Source organism: Wolbachia endosymbiont of Litomosoides brasiliensis (assembly GCF_013366805.1).
Lineage (GTDB): Bacteria > Pseudomonadota > Alphaproteobacteria > Rickettsiales > Anaplasmataceae > Wolbachia.
In genome coordinates this window covers 18,311-32,663 of the sequence record NZ_WQMO01000012.1, presented here as the reverse complement: position 1 = coordinate 32,663, position 14,353 = coordinate 18,311, and the positions used below count along the sequence as shown (strand labels likewise).

The following is a 14,353-nucleotide window of genomic DNA, read 5'->3' as shown; positions in this document are numbered from 1 at the left end:
GTGCTTTGCTTGAGAGCGCTTTGTGCAAATTTATTATCTCTCTCTTTCACTCCGCAATTAAATAACTCTGCAACGTCGTTTATTTGGCCCACTAACAATGAAAATTGGTATTAAATCTTGATATGGTGAAGTTCTTCTATTTCTAGTTCGCTAAGCTTGCTCTTTTGTTCTGGTTCTTTTATAGCATCAACGAGACTTGGTTCTTTGCCGTCAAGTTTGATTTTAACGTCTGTGTCTTTCTCTAAATTTTTATAACTTGATTTGCTATTTTACTATTTTAATGTTGCTATCGCTATCAGAGCTCAATGTAATGTTGCATTCTTTCCCGCTGATGTACCATTTAACTGCAATTCGCATTCATGAAGAATTAGCTAGGTCATAATATCTGACTTTTTTACCATTATCACCCTCAATAGCATAACCGCTTATAATTTTTCTGTCATCATTATCTGATATTGAAAAATCAGGATTTTGTTATCTTTACAGAATTTGCTATTTAAAAGTTCGCTTGTCTTTATAGCTGTACCCTTATCTTGTAGCATTATTCTTACGTAAAAACTACTGTTATTATTCCGGTAACTTCGATAAGTTAAATTAATATGTTGTTAATAATACCTCTTTTGATTTAATGTATTCTTTAGGAGGCTTTTCTGCACAAAAAATTTATCATCTTCATCTAATATACCTTGAGTACTTTGTGCTAGCATGCTTTCTGTGCTATTGCATATCTATGCTAACGTTATATGTAAAGATATTAATATATCAATATACTTTATTAAAGTATAAACTTAGATAAATCTAGCTGTTTTGAAATCGATTCGAGTTTATCTTTCACATATTTGTTATCTATAACAAATTTTTCACCGCTTTTTTCAGAAGCGATAAAACTTATTTCATCCAAAAGCTTCTCCATGATAGTATGAAGCCTCCTTGCACCTATGTTTTCCACTTCCCTATTAACTGTAGATGCTATTTCAGCTATGGTTTCAATTCCATCATCGGTGAACTCAAGTATTACATTTTCTGTTTTCATTAAAGCTATGTACTGCTTTAACAGACTGGATTCCGGTTCTTTTAATATTTTTATTAAATCTTCTTGAGTAAGTGCTTTAAGTTCCACTCTGATTGGCAACCTACCTTGCAATTCTGGTAAAAGATCAGATGGCTTAGATAGATGAAAAGCGCCTGATGCAATAAATAATATGTAGTCTGTTTTTACGTGGCCATATTTGGTTGAAACAGTTGTTCCTTCAAGCAACGGTAATAAATCACGTTGTACTCCCTCTCTATTCACTTCACCTTTTACTTCTGTGCGTGCCGCGATTTTATCTATTTCATCCAAAAATACTATGCCTTCATTGCTGGCAAGATCAATGGCTTCTTTGATTATCTTATCTTCATCCATTAACCTTTCGCTTTCTTCATTAATCAATATTTCACGCGCTTCTTTTACCTTAACTGTAATGGTTTTTGTCTTTTTACCTCCGTTGAACATTTTATCCATGAGCTCTGTTACGTTTACTACACCAACTTGCCTACCTGGCATGCCTGGTATATCAAAAGTGGGTAACATGCTCTTGCTCTCTCTAACGTTAATAGAAACTTCCCCGTCTTCAAACTCTTTATTTCTCAACCTTTCTCTGTAAGTTTTTTTACTTTCTTCGGTTGCATTTTCGCCGACCATAGAATTGACTATTATCTTTTCAGCTAAATTTAAAGCTTTTTTAGCGAGTGCTTTGCGAGCTTTTTCCTTAACTAAAACTATTGCTGCATCAACTAAATCACGTGTTATTGAGTCAACATCACGTCCAACATACCCTATCTCAGTAAATTTAGTTGCCTCAACTTTTATGAACGGTGCACCTGCAAGCTTTGCTAAGCGGCGGGCTATTTCAGTTTTACCAACCCCTGTGTGACCAATCATCAGTATATTCTTAGGTATGATTTCGTCACGCAAAGGAGAAGGGACTTTGTTGCGACGCCAACGATTTCTGAGTGCAATTGCAACAGCACGCTTTGCATCATCTTGCCCGATTATAAACCTATCTAGCTCTTTCACTATTTTCTGTGGTGGTAGATCATCTAATAAAACTTGTGTGTTATTATTAACTTGAGCGCTGCTATTATTCGAATCACAGTCACTTTTAGTATCTTTATGTAGGTCACTTTTTTTATTGTAAGCATCACTGTTACAAGATTGCCTTTCTGAGAGAGTTGTAGATTGATTGGAGAAATTAGTGCATAAAATTTTTCGTTCATCAAAAGACATATTATCCCTCTATCTTTTCAATAACTACATTATAATTTGTGTAAACACATATATTGGCTGCTATTTTCATAGCTTTTTTTGCAATTTCCTCTATTGATATTCCTTTGATATCAATTAAAGCTTTTGCTGCAGATAGGGCAAAATTCCCCCCAGAGCCAATTGCTGCAATTCCATCTTCAGGTTCAAGAACATCACCTGTTCCTGTGATTACTAATGAAATAGATCTATCTGCAACTATCATCATAGCTTCCAGTTTTCTCAAATATTTATCCATTCTCCAATCTTTTGCAAGCTCAACGCATGCTCTCATTAATTGTCCTGGATGTTTATCAAGTTTAGATTCTAATCTCTCAAAAAGAGTAAATGCGTCAGCTGTTGCTCCGGCAAAACCTGCAATAACGGAGTCACTAGAAAGGCGCCTGACTTTTTTTGCCCCAGATTTTATAACGGTGTGCCCCAATGAAACTTGGCCATCACCTATTACTATTACGCTTTTGTCTCTTCTAATTGATAGTATGGTAGTTCCATACATTTTGCAGCTGTCATGTTGAATCATTTTCGTGTTACTTTAAATAGCAATTTCATTATATCGTACATCGTTAATTAAATATGTTGACCTAAATAAAATTATATATTGACCTATAACTGTTAATTAAATATATTGGTCTATAGCTTAAATATAGTACCTTTTTTATAATATTTAAAGTGTAGATGCAAAATATAATTCACTCAAATTTGGAAAAAAGTATAAATAATTGGTTTGAGGCGCAGTTTGACAGCCTTGCATTACCATTTTATAGCTCTATAGATCTTAGAAACTCTGGCTACAAAATTGTTCCAGTAGACGCCAATTTATTTCCTGCAGGGTTTAACAATCTAAGTGAAATGTCAAAAGCAACAGCAGCAAAGCTAATGAGGAGCTACTTTAAAGAGAAACAATGTAAATATAAAAGAGTTCTCATAATACCGGAGAGCCACACGCGAAATAAAATGTATATAGAAAACGTGCTTGCTATAAAGATGATACTACAACAAGCGGGTTTTGAAACGAGAGTTGGTCTCTTTCATAGTGAAGCACGTAATTTAATAGGGCCATATGAGACGATTGTGAGAGAGGACTCGCTGCTCAAGACAACTTCAGGGTTTGTGCCGGATGTTGTTATATTAAACCGGGATATGACAAGTCACGTTCCCGATACGTTAGAAAATGTAAAACAAGAAATAATACCGAGCCCATTGTATGGTTGGCACAACAGGCAGAAATTTAAATATTTTAAAATTTATAAAGAATTAGTGTACGAATTCTGTGATGAATTTAAAATAAGTCCGTGGCTTATTTCTGCATTTACAGAGAACTGTGATGAAGTCAATTTTAATGATGACTCATCGCTGGAAACAGTAGCGGCTAAAGTTGACCAAGTATTGTCTCTAGTGCAAAGAAAATATGAGGAATATAACATAAAGACTCAACCTTATGTTTTTATCAAAGCGAGCAATGGGACATACGGAATGGGCATTATAACGGCAGCAAGCGGAGAAGAGGTATTAACCCTCAATAAGAAAAAGCGTCATAAAATGAGAAAGGTAAAGGAAGGCATAGAAATTAATAGCGTTATTATACAAGAAGGTGTACCAACTGTCGATGTGTTTGAACATAGTCCTGCAGAGCCGCTTATATACTATATAGGAGATATTCCAACTTGCTTTTTATACCGGTGCAATAGTAGAAAAGATGTATATTCTAACTTAAATTCTGCTGACTGTAAGTTTCATGATGTTGGCCAAGTTATAGAAAATAAAACCCTGTCACTTTGGGGTATAGTTAGCAAATTAGCAGTGCTCGCATTAGCAGTAGAAATGAGGTCTTTTCATGTCTAATTTTTACCTCCACATAGCACAGCCATTGGGTAGGTTGTGGTTAATAGTACCACCGAGTTTAGTGGAAGGATTGTCGTTGATAGGTTGATTAAACAGTTTGTTAAGCTGGATTGCCAGAAATACTGTACTATATATTGTGCTGACTGTTACGCTCCAATTGAAATTATAGATTATACCATTACCCAAGTTTATCGGTATAGTTGCAATTTCTATCCTTTTTAGGATGAAATTTAACAAACCTAATGACAAAGTTAGTGTGCTAATGATGAGGTCCTTATTGCATTTAGCAAGCTCAGCTTTGTATTTTATAAGTTCATCAATATCTTTTTTACCTTGATATCCTTTATTTACGTCTTGGTATTTTTTATACGTCTCTTGATATTGTCTGTATGTATAATAGTGGCTTATAGGTTCTGAAATGAATAGGAATAGAATTGTTGATGTAAGCCCCACATGACTAACTGCGCCTGCAGCAAACAAATGGATAATTCTTGTCTGTATCAATACTCCTATGGTGCTGCTTATCAGGGGGGCTAATTCACCTATAAACTCTGCTAGTTCTTTAGGTTTATCTTTATGAACTAGTTTACTTTTAGATTTATATCCAGCTAAATTGAGTCCTAAATGAAGAGTATATAATATGGATGCTGGCAATTTTATTAGCTTTGCGACATTCCATATAAAGGCGATATTTGATCTATTATTGTTAATAAACTCACAGCAAAATTGTAGTGAGATCTTACACAGCAACATTGTTAAAGCTGTTGTAATATAAATTATCTTCCTGATGTGATGACTGTGAAGCCTATGTATCACTTGTACGGGCATGTTTGATTCTCTTGTTATCTCGTTTAGCATAAATAGCTAATAAAATAATAATTTTTTATCATTCTATCACATGAAATCCTAAAAGAAAAGCGCTATAAATCAGGACTTTAAGGGTGATTTATACATAAACCGGCCAGGCACTTGATAAACAAGGAATTAGTACTAAGAGTTGGTATGCGAAAGTAGTATCCATCCTTGATAATAGCTTTATATTCCATGTCAAGTTCAACAAGCGTTTCTGAATGCTCAGAAACAAAAGATATTGGTGATAAAACTACAGGTACACCATCAGCTTTTGCGCGTAATAACTCACTTTCAGTGCTTGGTTCTAGCCATTTTATAGGACCGATCTTGCTCTGATAGCATATTGACCAGTCAAGGTCTTTAATATTTAATTTTTTTACTATCAGTTTTACTGTTTTTTCTACCTGTAGGGCATAGGGGTCGCCTTTTTTAATAATACTGAGAGGTAGACTATGTGCTGAAAATAGGACTCTTGGTTTGCCAACTTCGCTAGCTAATTTGTAGTGTTTAATTGTTAGATTAGCGTGGGCCTCAATAAAATCTTGATTATCGTAATGGTGGCGAATTATTTTTGTATTGCATTTTATGCCATATTGTTTAGCATTTTTTTGCCAATTTTCAATGGATGACAAAGTTGTGGTAGTTGAATATTGAGGATATAACGGTAGCAGAATTACTTCATCAGGACCGAACTGTTTTACACTTTTAACAGCTTCATCGGCAAGTGGATGCCAGTAGCGCATGCAGATGAAAACTTTGGTCAGCTTTGATGTCACTCCAGTGCATGACGCTGGAGTCCAATTTTCTTTTCTAGACCCCAGTGTTACGCTACTTGAGTGACAAAGAATAGATCTATTGAGCTCTCGCTCAAGTGCTTCAGCTTGCATTTTTGTGTTCTCTAAGATTGGAGATTTGCCTCCAATTTGTTCATATATTCTTTGTGTGGTATTTTCTCGTTTTGCGGATATAAATTTTGCTAAAAGGAACCGAAAAGGATTTGGCAAATTAATTATTCTCTTATCATAAAAAAGATTAAATAAAAAAGGACGAACCGCGCTCGGTGAGTCAGGTCCGCCAAGGTTAAGTAAGACAACTGCCTTTTTCACCTACGCACTACTGCAACAAGTTGCCTTTGGTGTGCCTATAAAATCAGCTACACACTCATCAAGTATAGATATAGGCACTAAATTTCTTACACTAGCATATAATAAATGGCCAGATCTCTGCAGGTTGCTCTTTATAGATGCAAAAGAACTTCTATTGAAAACTAAATCAACATAAAAACTTGGCACGGCTTCAAGAGGTTCAATAGCGGCTAAAGATAGCATTATGCAGCTTTGAAGGACCTTCAGAGGAAAAACTGAAAACGCAACAAAAAAAGAGGTGCTGCCTGTTTTGTTTGACAATTGTTCTTGGTTGGGCACATTGTACTCAATGTGTTTTCTATTCTGATCAAAAATAGGAAATTTTATAGAGTCCTTCTTAAATTCCTCATCTATTTCTTTTCTACTATAATTGGTAATCTTTTCTAGCAACTTCTCACGCAGATTAAAAGTTCTTACGACAAAACATGTGGTAATCATCAACGCAGCACATATAGATGCACATAGCATGAAGCTTATACTGCCCACCATAGCTGGTAATACAAAGCAAATGAGCGGCGCTATGATTGTTATTTCAAAGAATGGAATAGTATTTCTTTTCATTGCGAAAGCAGCACCTTTTTGTAATTTTGTATTATGGTGTGAGCTATATTCCAAATAACTTAAAAAGGCCAAACTAAAAGTCAAAAACCCTTTTGCCCCGCAAAAGATTGGTGACTTAAGGTTGTTTGCTAGTTTTTTGCGACAGTAACCCATACAATACCCTTGATGATTTATTCTTAACTATAAAGAAAAAACTACTTTTATAAAACTGGAATTTGAAATAAGATAAATATACGGGCATGTGATTTTATGTAGGGGAGTATGGCAATTGAGAGGACACTTTCGATATTAAAACCTGATACAGTAAAAAATAATATTACAGGTAATATAAATTCCTATATCGAAAAATCTGGGCTAAGGATAATAGCACAAAAGATGATATTACTAACGAAAAAACAAGCGGAACTGTTTTATGCAATTCATAAAGATAGACCTTTTTTTAGAGGATTGGTAGAATTTATGACTTCTGGTCCTGTAGTAGTTCAAGTTTTAGTTGGTGAAAATGCAGTTAGTAGATATAGACAAATCATGGGAGCTACAGATCCGAAGCAGGCAGATAAGAGTACAATTAGAGGTGACTTTGCTGGCGACATTAATGAAAATAGGGTTCACGGTTCTGATAGTTTAGAAAATGCTCATAAGGAGATAGCTTTCTTTTTTGCTGAGTGTGAATTGGTATAGCTTCAGATTTACTAGCATAGCTACATTTTGTTATGATTTTTGATGATATTCAGTAAAACAAGATTTAAAATTTTGTGTAATGTCGTTGATTATAGCAAGGTATGCATCTTTCCCAGGTTCTATGTTTGACCCAATAGGGTCAAGTATTACTATTTTTGCATCCTTGGAAAGGACTTTAGGCTTTATACTATCTTCTAGTGAATGAGAAAATATACATTTAATGTTTTCTTCCTCCATAACCTTTTTTAGCTTCATTAAGCTTTTCATGCCTATATAAGAGTCCTCTTCTATGGAAAGAATAACACTTGGGTGGTTTAAGCCGAAATATTTTTCAAAATATTGATAAGCGTCATGAGTGACTATGTATTTTTGATTTTTAAAATCATTCAATCCTCTTGCAATTTTTTCTGTCCCTTGATTTATTTCTTTTATAGCTTTTAATGCATTGTAGTTGTACCTGGAAGCATTCTCCTTATCTATGTTGGATAGTGTTCCACTTATAGAAAGTATCATACTCTTTGCATTTTCAGGGCTTAGCCAAATGTGTGGGTCTTTTGCATTTTGAATATGGGTAATTCTTTTGGAAAATGAATGTGATCTGGCAGGGAGTAGATTGATTGTCTTTGACAACTGCACAAGTTCTTTTTTGCCTTTAGTAAAAGTTTTAATAAATGTCTCTAAGTTACCACCAATGTAAAATATAACGTCGCTTGATTCTAAGTTGCTCGCGTCAGATGGTTTTAATATATGATTGTGTGCAGATGTTGTGTAAGCAAGCAAGTCAGGTTTTAAAATTCCATCTGTGACAGAGGCTACAAGTGAATGTATAGGCTTTATTGTGGCTACAATTTTTAGATTGGATGAAAGGGTAATATTATAGTATAGTATAAATAAAAGTAATAGAAAAAAAGCTAGTAAATGTCTCATGAAAGCGTCGAGAAAAATTTAAATTTTGTCAAAAAGTTAAATGATGTCAATGACAGTGTACTAAAAATAGAAAATCTTGCTCTTGCATACGATAATAAAAAAGTTCTCAATGGTATTAATATATCAATAGAAAAAGGAGATGTAGTTACTATACTTGGCCCAAATGGTGGCGGTAAAACTTCTTTGATGAAGGTGGTTGCTGGTATAAGTAAGAACTATACAGGTAGTATTATATTTGCTGATAATATAAAAATTAGCTATATGCCACAAAACTTTAGCATTAGTAATTTGATGCCAATAACAGTTAAATATTTCCTTTTAAATAGTTTTTCAAAAAAATTGAAGAAGAATCAATCTTTTATTACGGAAGTGATAGAGTTGGTTGGTATTAGTGATATTTTAAAAAGTCAGGTGTTGGAAATTTCCGCAGGACAGATGCAATTATTATTGCTTGCACACTGTTTAATTGCAGAGCCTGACTTGATTATTCTAGATGAGCCGGTTAGTGCGATGGACATTAACGCGCGTGCTAAGTTTTACGATATTATAGGGAAAATAGCAAAAAACCGACTAATTTCGATCCTTATGACATCTCATGATTTAAGTTCCATTGTACCATGTTCAGATTATATAATTTGTATAAATCGTACTATCTATTGCCAGGGTAAGCCTAATGAAATTATGGAAGATAAAACTCTAAGTGAGATATTTAGCAGTTATATAGCGAAATGATTCAAAGTATTCTGCGTCTTTTGTATATAACTGTAGTACTAACTCATTATAACATATCACCTTATTTACTTTCTCCGTCAAGGAAGTCAATAAATAAAATACGAGGCTATAGGCTAAAATGCGCTCTTGAGAAATTAGGTCCGGTATTTATTAAGTTTGGGCAGTCCATCTCATCACGTACTGATATTTTAAATGAGGATATAACGAATAACTTATTATTGATATGTGATAGATTGCCCTCTTTTTCACACAAGATAGCAGTTAAAACTATAGAAAGCGAATTTAATTGTAAGTTAGGTGACATTTTTTCAAGTTTTTCTGAGAAGCCAATTGCAGCAGCATCAATTTCTCAGGTTTATAAGGCAATTACAACAGAAGGCAAAGAAGTTGCTGTGAAAGTTTTAAGGCCAAATATTGAAAAGGCGTTCTCAAAAGATATCAAGATGCTTTTTTGGCTTGCGGGGATTACAGGAAAGTTTAGCAAGCAATCAAGGAGACTAAAACCAATTAAGTTAGTTGAAACTTTTGCTGAAATTTGCCGATTAGAGCTAGATCTACGTTTTGAAGCTGCTCACTCTTCGGAGCTTAGGGAAAACACAAAAAACGATAGAGGTTTTTATGTTCCTAAAGTAGATTGGAGTAGAACTTCAAAGAGGGTTTTAACATTGGAGTGGATAGAGGCTACACCAATATATGAGGTTGAAAAACTAAATAATCATAGGCAAATAGCTGTTAATCTTATAGAGTCGTTTTGCAATCAAGTATACAGAGATTGTTTCTTTCACGCGGATATGCATCCTGGCAATCTAATGATCGATAGTAACAACAATATTGTTGCTTTAGATTGTGGGATTATGGGCCGAATAGACCGAGAAACATGTTACTATGTAATAGAGATACTGAAAGGTTTTTTAAATCGGGATTATGATCGAGTTGCAAAAGTGCACTTTAGAGCTGGCTATGTTTCGCCGCAGCATAAAAATTTTGTTACGGCGTGCAGGGCAATAGGTGAACCTATTATAGGGCAGCCTGTACAGAAAATTTCTTTTGCTAGTTTGCTTGCCCAATTGTTAAAGATAACTGGTGATTTTGATATGGAAGTCCAAACACAATTATTACTTCTGCAAAAAACTATGATTTTGCTAGAGGGAACTTGTAGAAAAATCTACCCAGAAATTAATATGTGGAAGGTAGTTGAAGCATGGACGAAAAGTCAACATAAAAATAAAATAAGCTATAGAGAGAAAATAAAAAACTCTTATTCCTTAAGGACAATTCAAGAGATTTTTAATCTTGTAGAAAAATTAAACCTAATAGCTAATCAGAAACTAGAGAATATTCAAGTTAAGAATAAATCAAATGGAAAAATCTGCTTTTTACTGTGGCCTATAATTATAGCGCTAATCGTTAAGCTTTTGATTTTTTAGTGATAGACTTCTTGCATGACCACTACTTACATAAAAAAAACATTAACCTCCACTTGGTGTCATTACAATGCTTAACACTTAGACTGTGCGGCTAATACCAATTCCAAATACACAAGGAGTGTGTGGATAATAATGGAAGAGGAGCCATGCTGAAGTAAGTAAAATAGCGAGGTTTAAATGGCGTTGAAATCAAAATTATTGGGTGAAAAAGTTGTGGAATCAGCAAAAGAAATGCTGAAAAAGTGTGAAATAATGCATATGTTGCAAAAAAACTAAATGCTGTAATTGCAGCAAAAAGCACAGTGTAACAGCCGTAGCAAAAATATGTTGCATTCAAGAACAGCACTAACTGCATGGATAAAGCACCTAGAATTTGGAAGAGAAGAGGATTATTTGCTTTCCCTTAACGTTGTAGAAAAACTAGATTGAGTTAGAATCAATTTGAACAAGTTGAGTATAGATACAAAAAAATTCTAATATTACTATTAAAGAGATGAGAATAAGAATCGGGGAGAATTTGGCTTAAATGTAAGCAAGTGTATAGCATACTGTAGTATGCAAAAAATGAAGTTTTCATGTATTGCGCCAAGACTAATTCACAATGAACAAGATAAAGGTAGATAGGAAGAGTTTAAAAGAAAACTTAATGATACTATTGGAAGTGTCTATAAAGAAGAGTTATTTCCCTTTGATGAATTATGGTTTGACACACATTCAAAAATTGGACACGAGTGGTTTAAAAAGAGTGTTAGAACACAGGTCAAAGTAAAATTAGGTAGACAAATTTTTATCTCTACAGTGCAGTTAATCCTAGAAATAGGGAGAGTTTTACTTACTTGCAGTGAATGCCAATATTAGTTGTATGAATATGTTTCTTGAACAAATGTTGCAGTGTTTAAGAACACGGGAATCCTTTCTTGTCATGAATGTATTAATTGGCATAAGTCAAAAAATTTGAAGGCACCTAAAAATATTGAGATTGTATGCCTACCACACATACTCATCCGAGTTCAATGCTATTGAGAGACTTTGGTTGTATATAAAACAAAACGTTTTGCGTAATAAAGTCTATGATATAATTAATTTGCTTGAGAGCGCTTTGTGCAAATTTATTACCTCTCTTTTTCACTCTGCAATTGAACAACTCTGCAATGTCACTTATTTGACTTGCTAACAATGGGAATTAGTATTAGCAGATGAAAAGAGTTTATCTAATGTACTGAAGAGGCCTAGAGTAAGTTTTACAATTTCTTTATTGTTATATTTGGTAGCTTAAATTAATAGGTTGCTTTTGATACTCATTTGTTATACCTTACCTTCTATTCTATATTCTTGAAAATATGTTATCTTATAGCGGTTGACTTTTCCTTAAATCCAGTGGTGTTGTGACCAATTGAATACGCAACTGTCTTATACTCAGTAAATTAATTCGATAACTGAAATAATATTAGAGCACAAGCTTTCATAGAATCGTTTAGTCCATATTGTGAAGTTTTATAAATTTTAGTCTTGCTTCTACCTTGCATATGGGTATTGTCTTACTTGCATTCTTCGAATTTACAGCCATATTCAGTAACTTTGAGTAGAATATTGCAGCATTTTTGAAATCTGATAATTTATCTAGGATAACAGCTAGGTTATAGATATAAAAAATATTATTTTGATCAAGGGAAATTGCAGTTACCATGTATTCTTTGGCTTTTGTATAGTTTTCCTTTTTCATATAGATCAGACCTAAGTTTGCTAACAAAGGAGTGCAATTTTTTTGTATATTATACAATTTTAACATTTCACTCAATGCTAGATTAGGCTTATACTGTGAAATTATTGTTAGAAAGTTTTCTAGTATGTAAGAGTTACCAGGGTATTCTTTTAAAAGTTTTATCCAAACCTCTATAGCTCTTTTATATTCTTTATTAGCATAATAAATATTTCCCAGCCCAATTAAAGCATTTTTATGATAAGGGAGTTTTGCAACGACTTGATTAAGAAGAGAGATAGCTGTTTTACTATCTCCTGACTCAAAGGAATCCTTTACCTTTCCTAAGGTAGAATGTATGCTAAAGCTTTTGCTTGGGTTCTGTGAAATTTTGATATTAAATTTGTCACTCTTTCTCTCGATAACATCAAAGTCTTTATATTTTTTGTTGGCTTTTATATACTTAGCAATGCTATCAAAAGCTTTTTGTATCTCCAAATTTTCGTTAGCATAGACAGCTGAAAATCTTAATAAAGTTATTGTACAAATTAATATATAGACAAGTGCAGATCCAGGTGTTGCAGCATCTAAGTTGCGCATTTATATTATTCCAGTGCGTAACCAGTAAATCTTACTTTCCCGACCTATGTGTAACACAGTATAAATTTATAAGTACTAGTCCATCTATCTCATATAATAATAAAAATATTGTTAATGGTGAGGTTAAACATGAATTCTGCTATGCTAAGCTATTTTGTAGCATGTATATAGTTAGGATGTTTGTTTTACAATAGAATATATAATAATTGTGTATTTTGGTCGCTTTTCTATTTACTCCGAATTAGCTACGCAACAAAACTACCCCTGAAAATAATTTTATATTTTTGTTAATATAAAGCTAATATTAGCACGTTAACATAAGTGCCTATTATTGAGATTTAAGGGGTTTGTTTTATGATAAAATATTGCATAAAGGATGAATCTTTGAAAGAGCTGCCCGAATTTATAGTTCAACTGCAATTGAAGAAGTGGAATCACCCTGACTCTGTAAAAGCTATTCCAGTTGTGCAAAATACTCTTCTGATGAAGTAGAAGAGATAATTTCTGCACCTGATGTCTTCAATGGTCACAATCAACTTATTAATTCTCGTTGTTAGGGGTCAAATAAGTAACATTGCAGAGTTGTTTAATCACGGAGTGAGAAAGAAAGGCGACAAATTTGTACAAAGCGCTCTCAAGCAAAGCAATTCTATTATAAACGTTATTATGCAAGATGTTCTGTTTTATATACAACTAAAGTCTCTCAATAGGATTAAACTCTGGTGAATATGGTGGTAGGTATGTAATCTCAGTATTTTTAGGTACCTTTAAATTTTTTGACTTATGCTAACTAGCACAGTCCATGATAAGACATACTAACGTGCTAATATTAACTTTATATTAATAATGCTTTTCGTATTCTTAAATATTGTGACATTTGTTCGAGAAATATATTCATACAATCAGTGTTAGCATTCGTTGCAAATAAACCAGATTCTCTCCACTTCTAGGATTAACTGCACTATAGAGATAAGAATTTTTGTCTACCTAATTTTACTTTAACCTGTATTTTAACGTCCTTTTAAAACCATCCGTGTCCAATTTCTAAATGTATGCAAACCGCAATTCGTCAAAGAAAAGTAGCTCTTGTTCAGGACTGCTTCCAATGGCTTTATTAAGTTTTCTTTTAAACTCTTCCTGTCTACCTTTATCTTGTTCGTTGTGAATTGGTCTTAGCCTAGTATACGAAGACTTCGTTTTTGCATATTACGATGTGCTGTAGACTTGCTGACATTTAAGCTAAATTTTTTCTGGATTCTTATTTCTTTAATGGCAATATTAAGGTTCTCTTGTATTCATACTTTAACTTATTCAAATTGACTCTGATTTAATCTAGTTTTTCTATGGTGTTGAGGAAGAGTAAACAATTTTTCTTCTCTTCCAAATTTTAGGTGCTTTATCCACGCAGTTAGTGCTGTTTTTGAAATGTAACATATTTTTGCTACGGCTGTTATACTGTGCTTTTTTGCTGCAATTACAGCATCTAGTTTTTTTGTAACATATGTATTATTTCATACTTTTTCGTACAATAATTTTGATTTCAACGCCATTTAAACTTCGCTATTTTACTTGCTTTAGCATA

General features: G+C 33.5%; 12 protein-coding genes and 2 pseudogenes. 6 read left to right on the top strand and 8 right to left on the bottom strand.

The window, feature by feature from the left end; all coding sequences use genetic code 11:
- Nucleotides 1-775 precede the first annotated feature (775 nt).
- Together hslU and hslV are read right to left on the bottom strand one after the other, a co-directional pair.
- Nucleotides 776-2,269 carry an ATP-dependent protease ATPase subunit HslU gene (gene hslU, locus GO684_RS03490; protein ID WP_175938959.1) on the bottom strand — a complete coding sequence of 498 codons (1,494 nt, stop codon included), beginning with the start codon at nucleotides 2,267-2,269 and terminating at the stop codon, nucleotides 776-778.
- Between the two features lies 1 nt (nucleotide 2,270).
- Nucleotides 2,271-2,825, bottom strand: a complete 555-nt coding sequence (gene hslV / locus GO684_RS03485; RefSeq protein ID WP_175938957.1) for an ATP-dependent protease subunit HslV — start codon at nucleotides 2,823-2,825, stop codon at nucleotides 2,271-2,273.
- Between the two features lie 155 nt (nucleotides 2,826-2,980).
- On the opposite strand from hslV, the gene gshA reads away from it, so the two are divergent.
- Nucleotides 2,981-4,147 (top strand): glutamate--cysteine ligase, encoded by a 1,167-nt coding sequence (gene gshA, locus GO684_RS03480; protein ID WP_175938955.1) that lies wholly within the window; start codon nucleotides 2,981-2,983, stop codon nucleotides 4,145-4,147.
- Between the two features lie 3 nt (nucleotides 4,148-4,150).
- Here the strand turns inward: gshA and GO684_RS03475 are convergent, their stop codons facing one another.
- From GO684_RS03475 to GO684_RS03465, 3 genes are all read right to left on the bottom strand, one after another.
- Entirely contained in the window at nucleotides 4,151-5,005 is an 855-nt protein-coding gene (locus tag GO684_RS03475; protein ID WP_175938953.1) for a hypothetical protein, read from the bottom strand.
- A 77-nt stretch (nucleotides 5,006-5,082) separates the two neighbouring features.
- Complete coding sequence (gene hemH / locus GO684_RS03470) at nucleotides 5,083-6,105, bottom strand: ferrochelatase (protein ID WP_175938950.1); 1,023 nt, start codon at nucleotides 6,103-6,105, stop codon at nucleotides 5,083-5,085.
- Nucleotides 6,106-6,858, bottom strand: a complete 753-nt coding sequence (locus tag GO684_RS03465; protein WP_175938948.1) for a hypothetical protein — start codon at nucleotides 6,856-6,858, stop codon at nucleotides 6,106-6,108. It lies immediately after the preceding gene.
- 108 nt (nucleotides 6,859-6,966) lie between these two features.
- Between GO684_RS03465 and ndk the strand changes: the two genes are divergently transcribed.
- Nucleotides 6,967-7,386: a nucleoside-diphosphate kinase gene (ndk, locus tag GO684_RS03460; protein ID WP_175938946.1), complete on the top strand. Its 420-nt coding sequence runs from the start codon at nucleotides 6,967-6,969 to the stop codon at nucleotides 7,384-7,386.
- Nucleotides 7,387-7,416: 30 nt separating this feature from the next.
- On the opposite strand, the gene GO684_RS03455 is transcribed toward ndk, so the two are convergent.
- A complete protein-coding gene (locus GO684_RS03455) occupies nucleotides 7,417-8,313 on the bottom strand; it encodes a zinc ABC transporter substrate-binding protein (protein WP_175938943.1) in 897 nt (298 codons plus the stop codon).
- Between GO684_RS03455 and GO684_RS03450 the strand changes: the two genes are divergently transcribed.
- From GO684_RS03450 to GO684_RS03440, 3 genes and pseudogenes are all read left to right on the top strand, one after another.
- Nucleotides 8,305-9,045 carry a metal ABC transporter ATP-binding protein gene (locus GO684_RS03450; RefSeq protein ID WP_175938942.1) on the top strand — a complete coding sequence of 247 codons (741 nt, stop codon included), beginning with the start codon at nucleotides 8,305-8,307 and terminating at the stop codon, nucleotides 9,043-9,045. The genes GO684_RS03455 and GO684_RS03450 overlap by 9 nt on opposite strands.
- Nucleotides 9,042-10,472 carry a 2-polyprenylphenol 6-hydroxylase gene (gene ubiB / locus GO684_RS03445; RefSeq protein WP_175938939.1) on the top strand — a complete coding sequence of 477 codons (1,431 nt, stop codon included), beginning with the start codon at nucleotides 9,042-9,044 and terminating at the stop codon, nucleotides 10,470-10,472. The genes GO684_RS03450 and ubiB overlap by 4 nt, the downstream gene beginning before the upstream one ends.
- Before the next feature lie 177 nt (nucleotides 10,473-10,649).
- A pseudogene (locus GO684_RS03440) lies at nucleotides 10,650-11,646 on the top strand (IS630 family transposase).
- A gap of 300 nt (nucleotides 11,647-11,946) precedes the next feature.
- Here GO684_RS03440 and GO684_RS03435 read toward each other — a convergent pair.
- Nucleotides 11,947-12,771: a tetratricopeptide repeat protein gene (locus tag GO684_RS03435; RefSeq protein WP_175938936.1), complete on the bottom strand. Its 825-nt coding sequence runs from the start codon at nucleotides 12,769-12,771 to the stop codon at nucleotides 11,947-11,949.
- A 354-nt stretch (nucleotides 12,772-13,125) separates the two neighbouring features.
- On the opposite strand from GO684_RS03435, the gene GO684_RS03430 reads away from it, so the two are divergent.
- Nucleotides 13,126-13,263, top strand: a complete 138-nt coding sequence (locus GO684_RS03430) for a hypothetical protein (RefSeq protein WP_175938934.1) — start codon at nucleotides 13,126-13,128, stop codon at nucleotides 13,261-13,263.
- Nucleotides 13,264-13,311: 48 nt separating this feature from the next.
- On the opposite strand, the pseudogene GO684_RS03425 reads toward GO684_RS03430, so the two are convergent.
- Nucleotides 13,312-14,321 (bottom strand): annotated as a pseudogene (locus GO684_RS03425) (IS630 family transposase).
- Nucleotides 14,322-14,353: the final 32 nt, after the last annotated feature.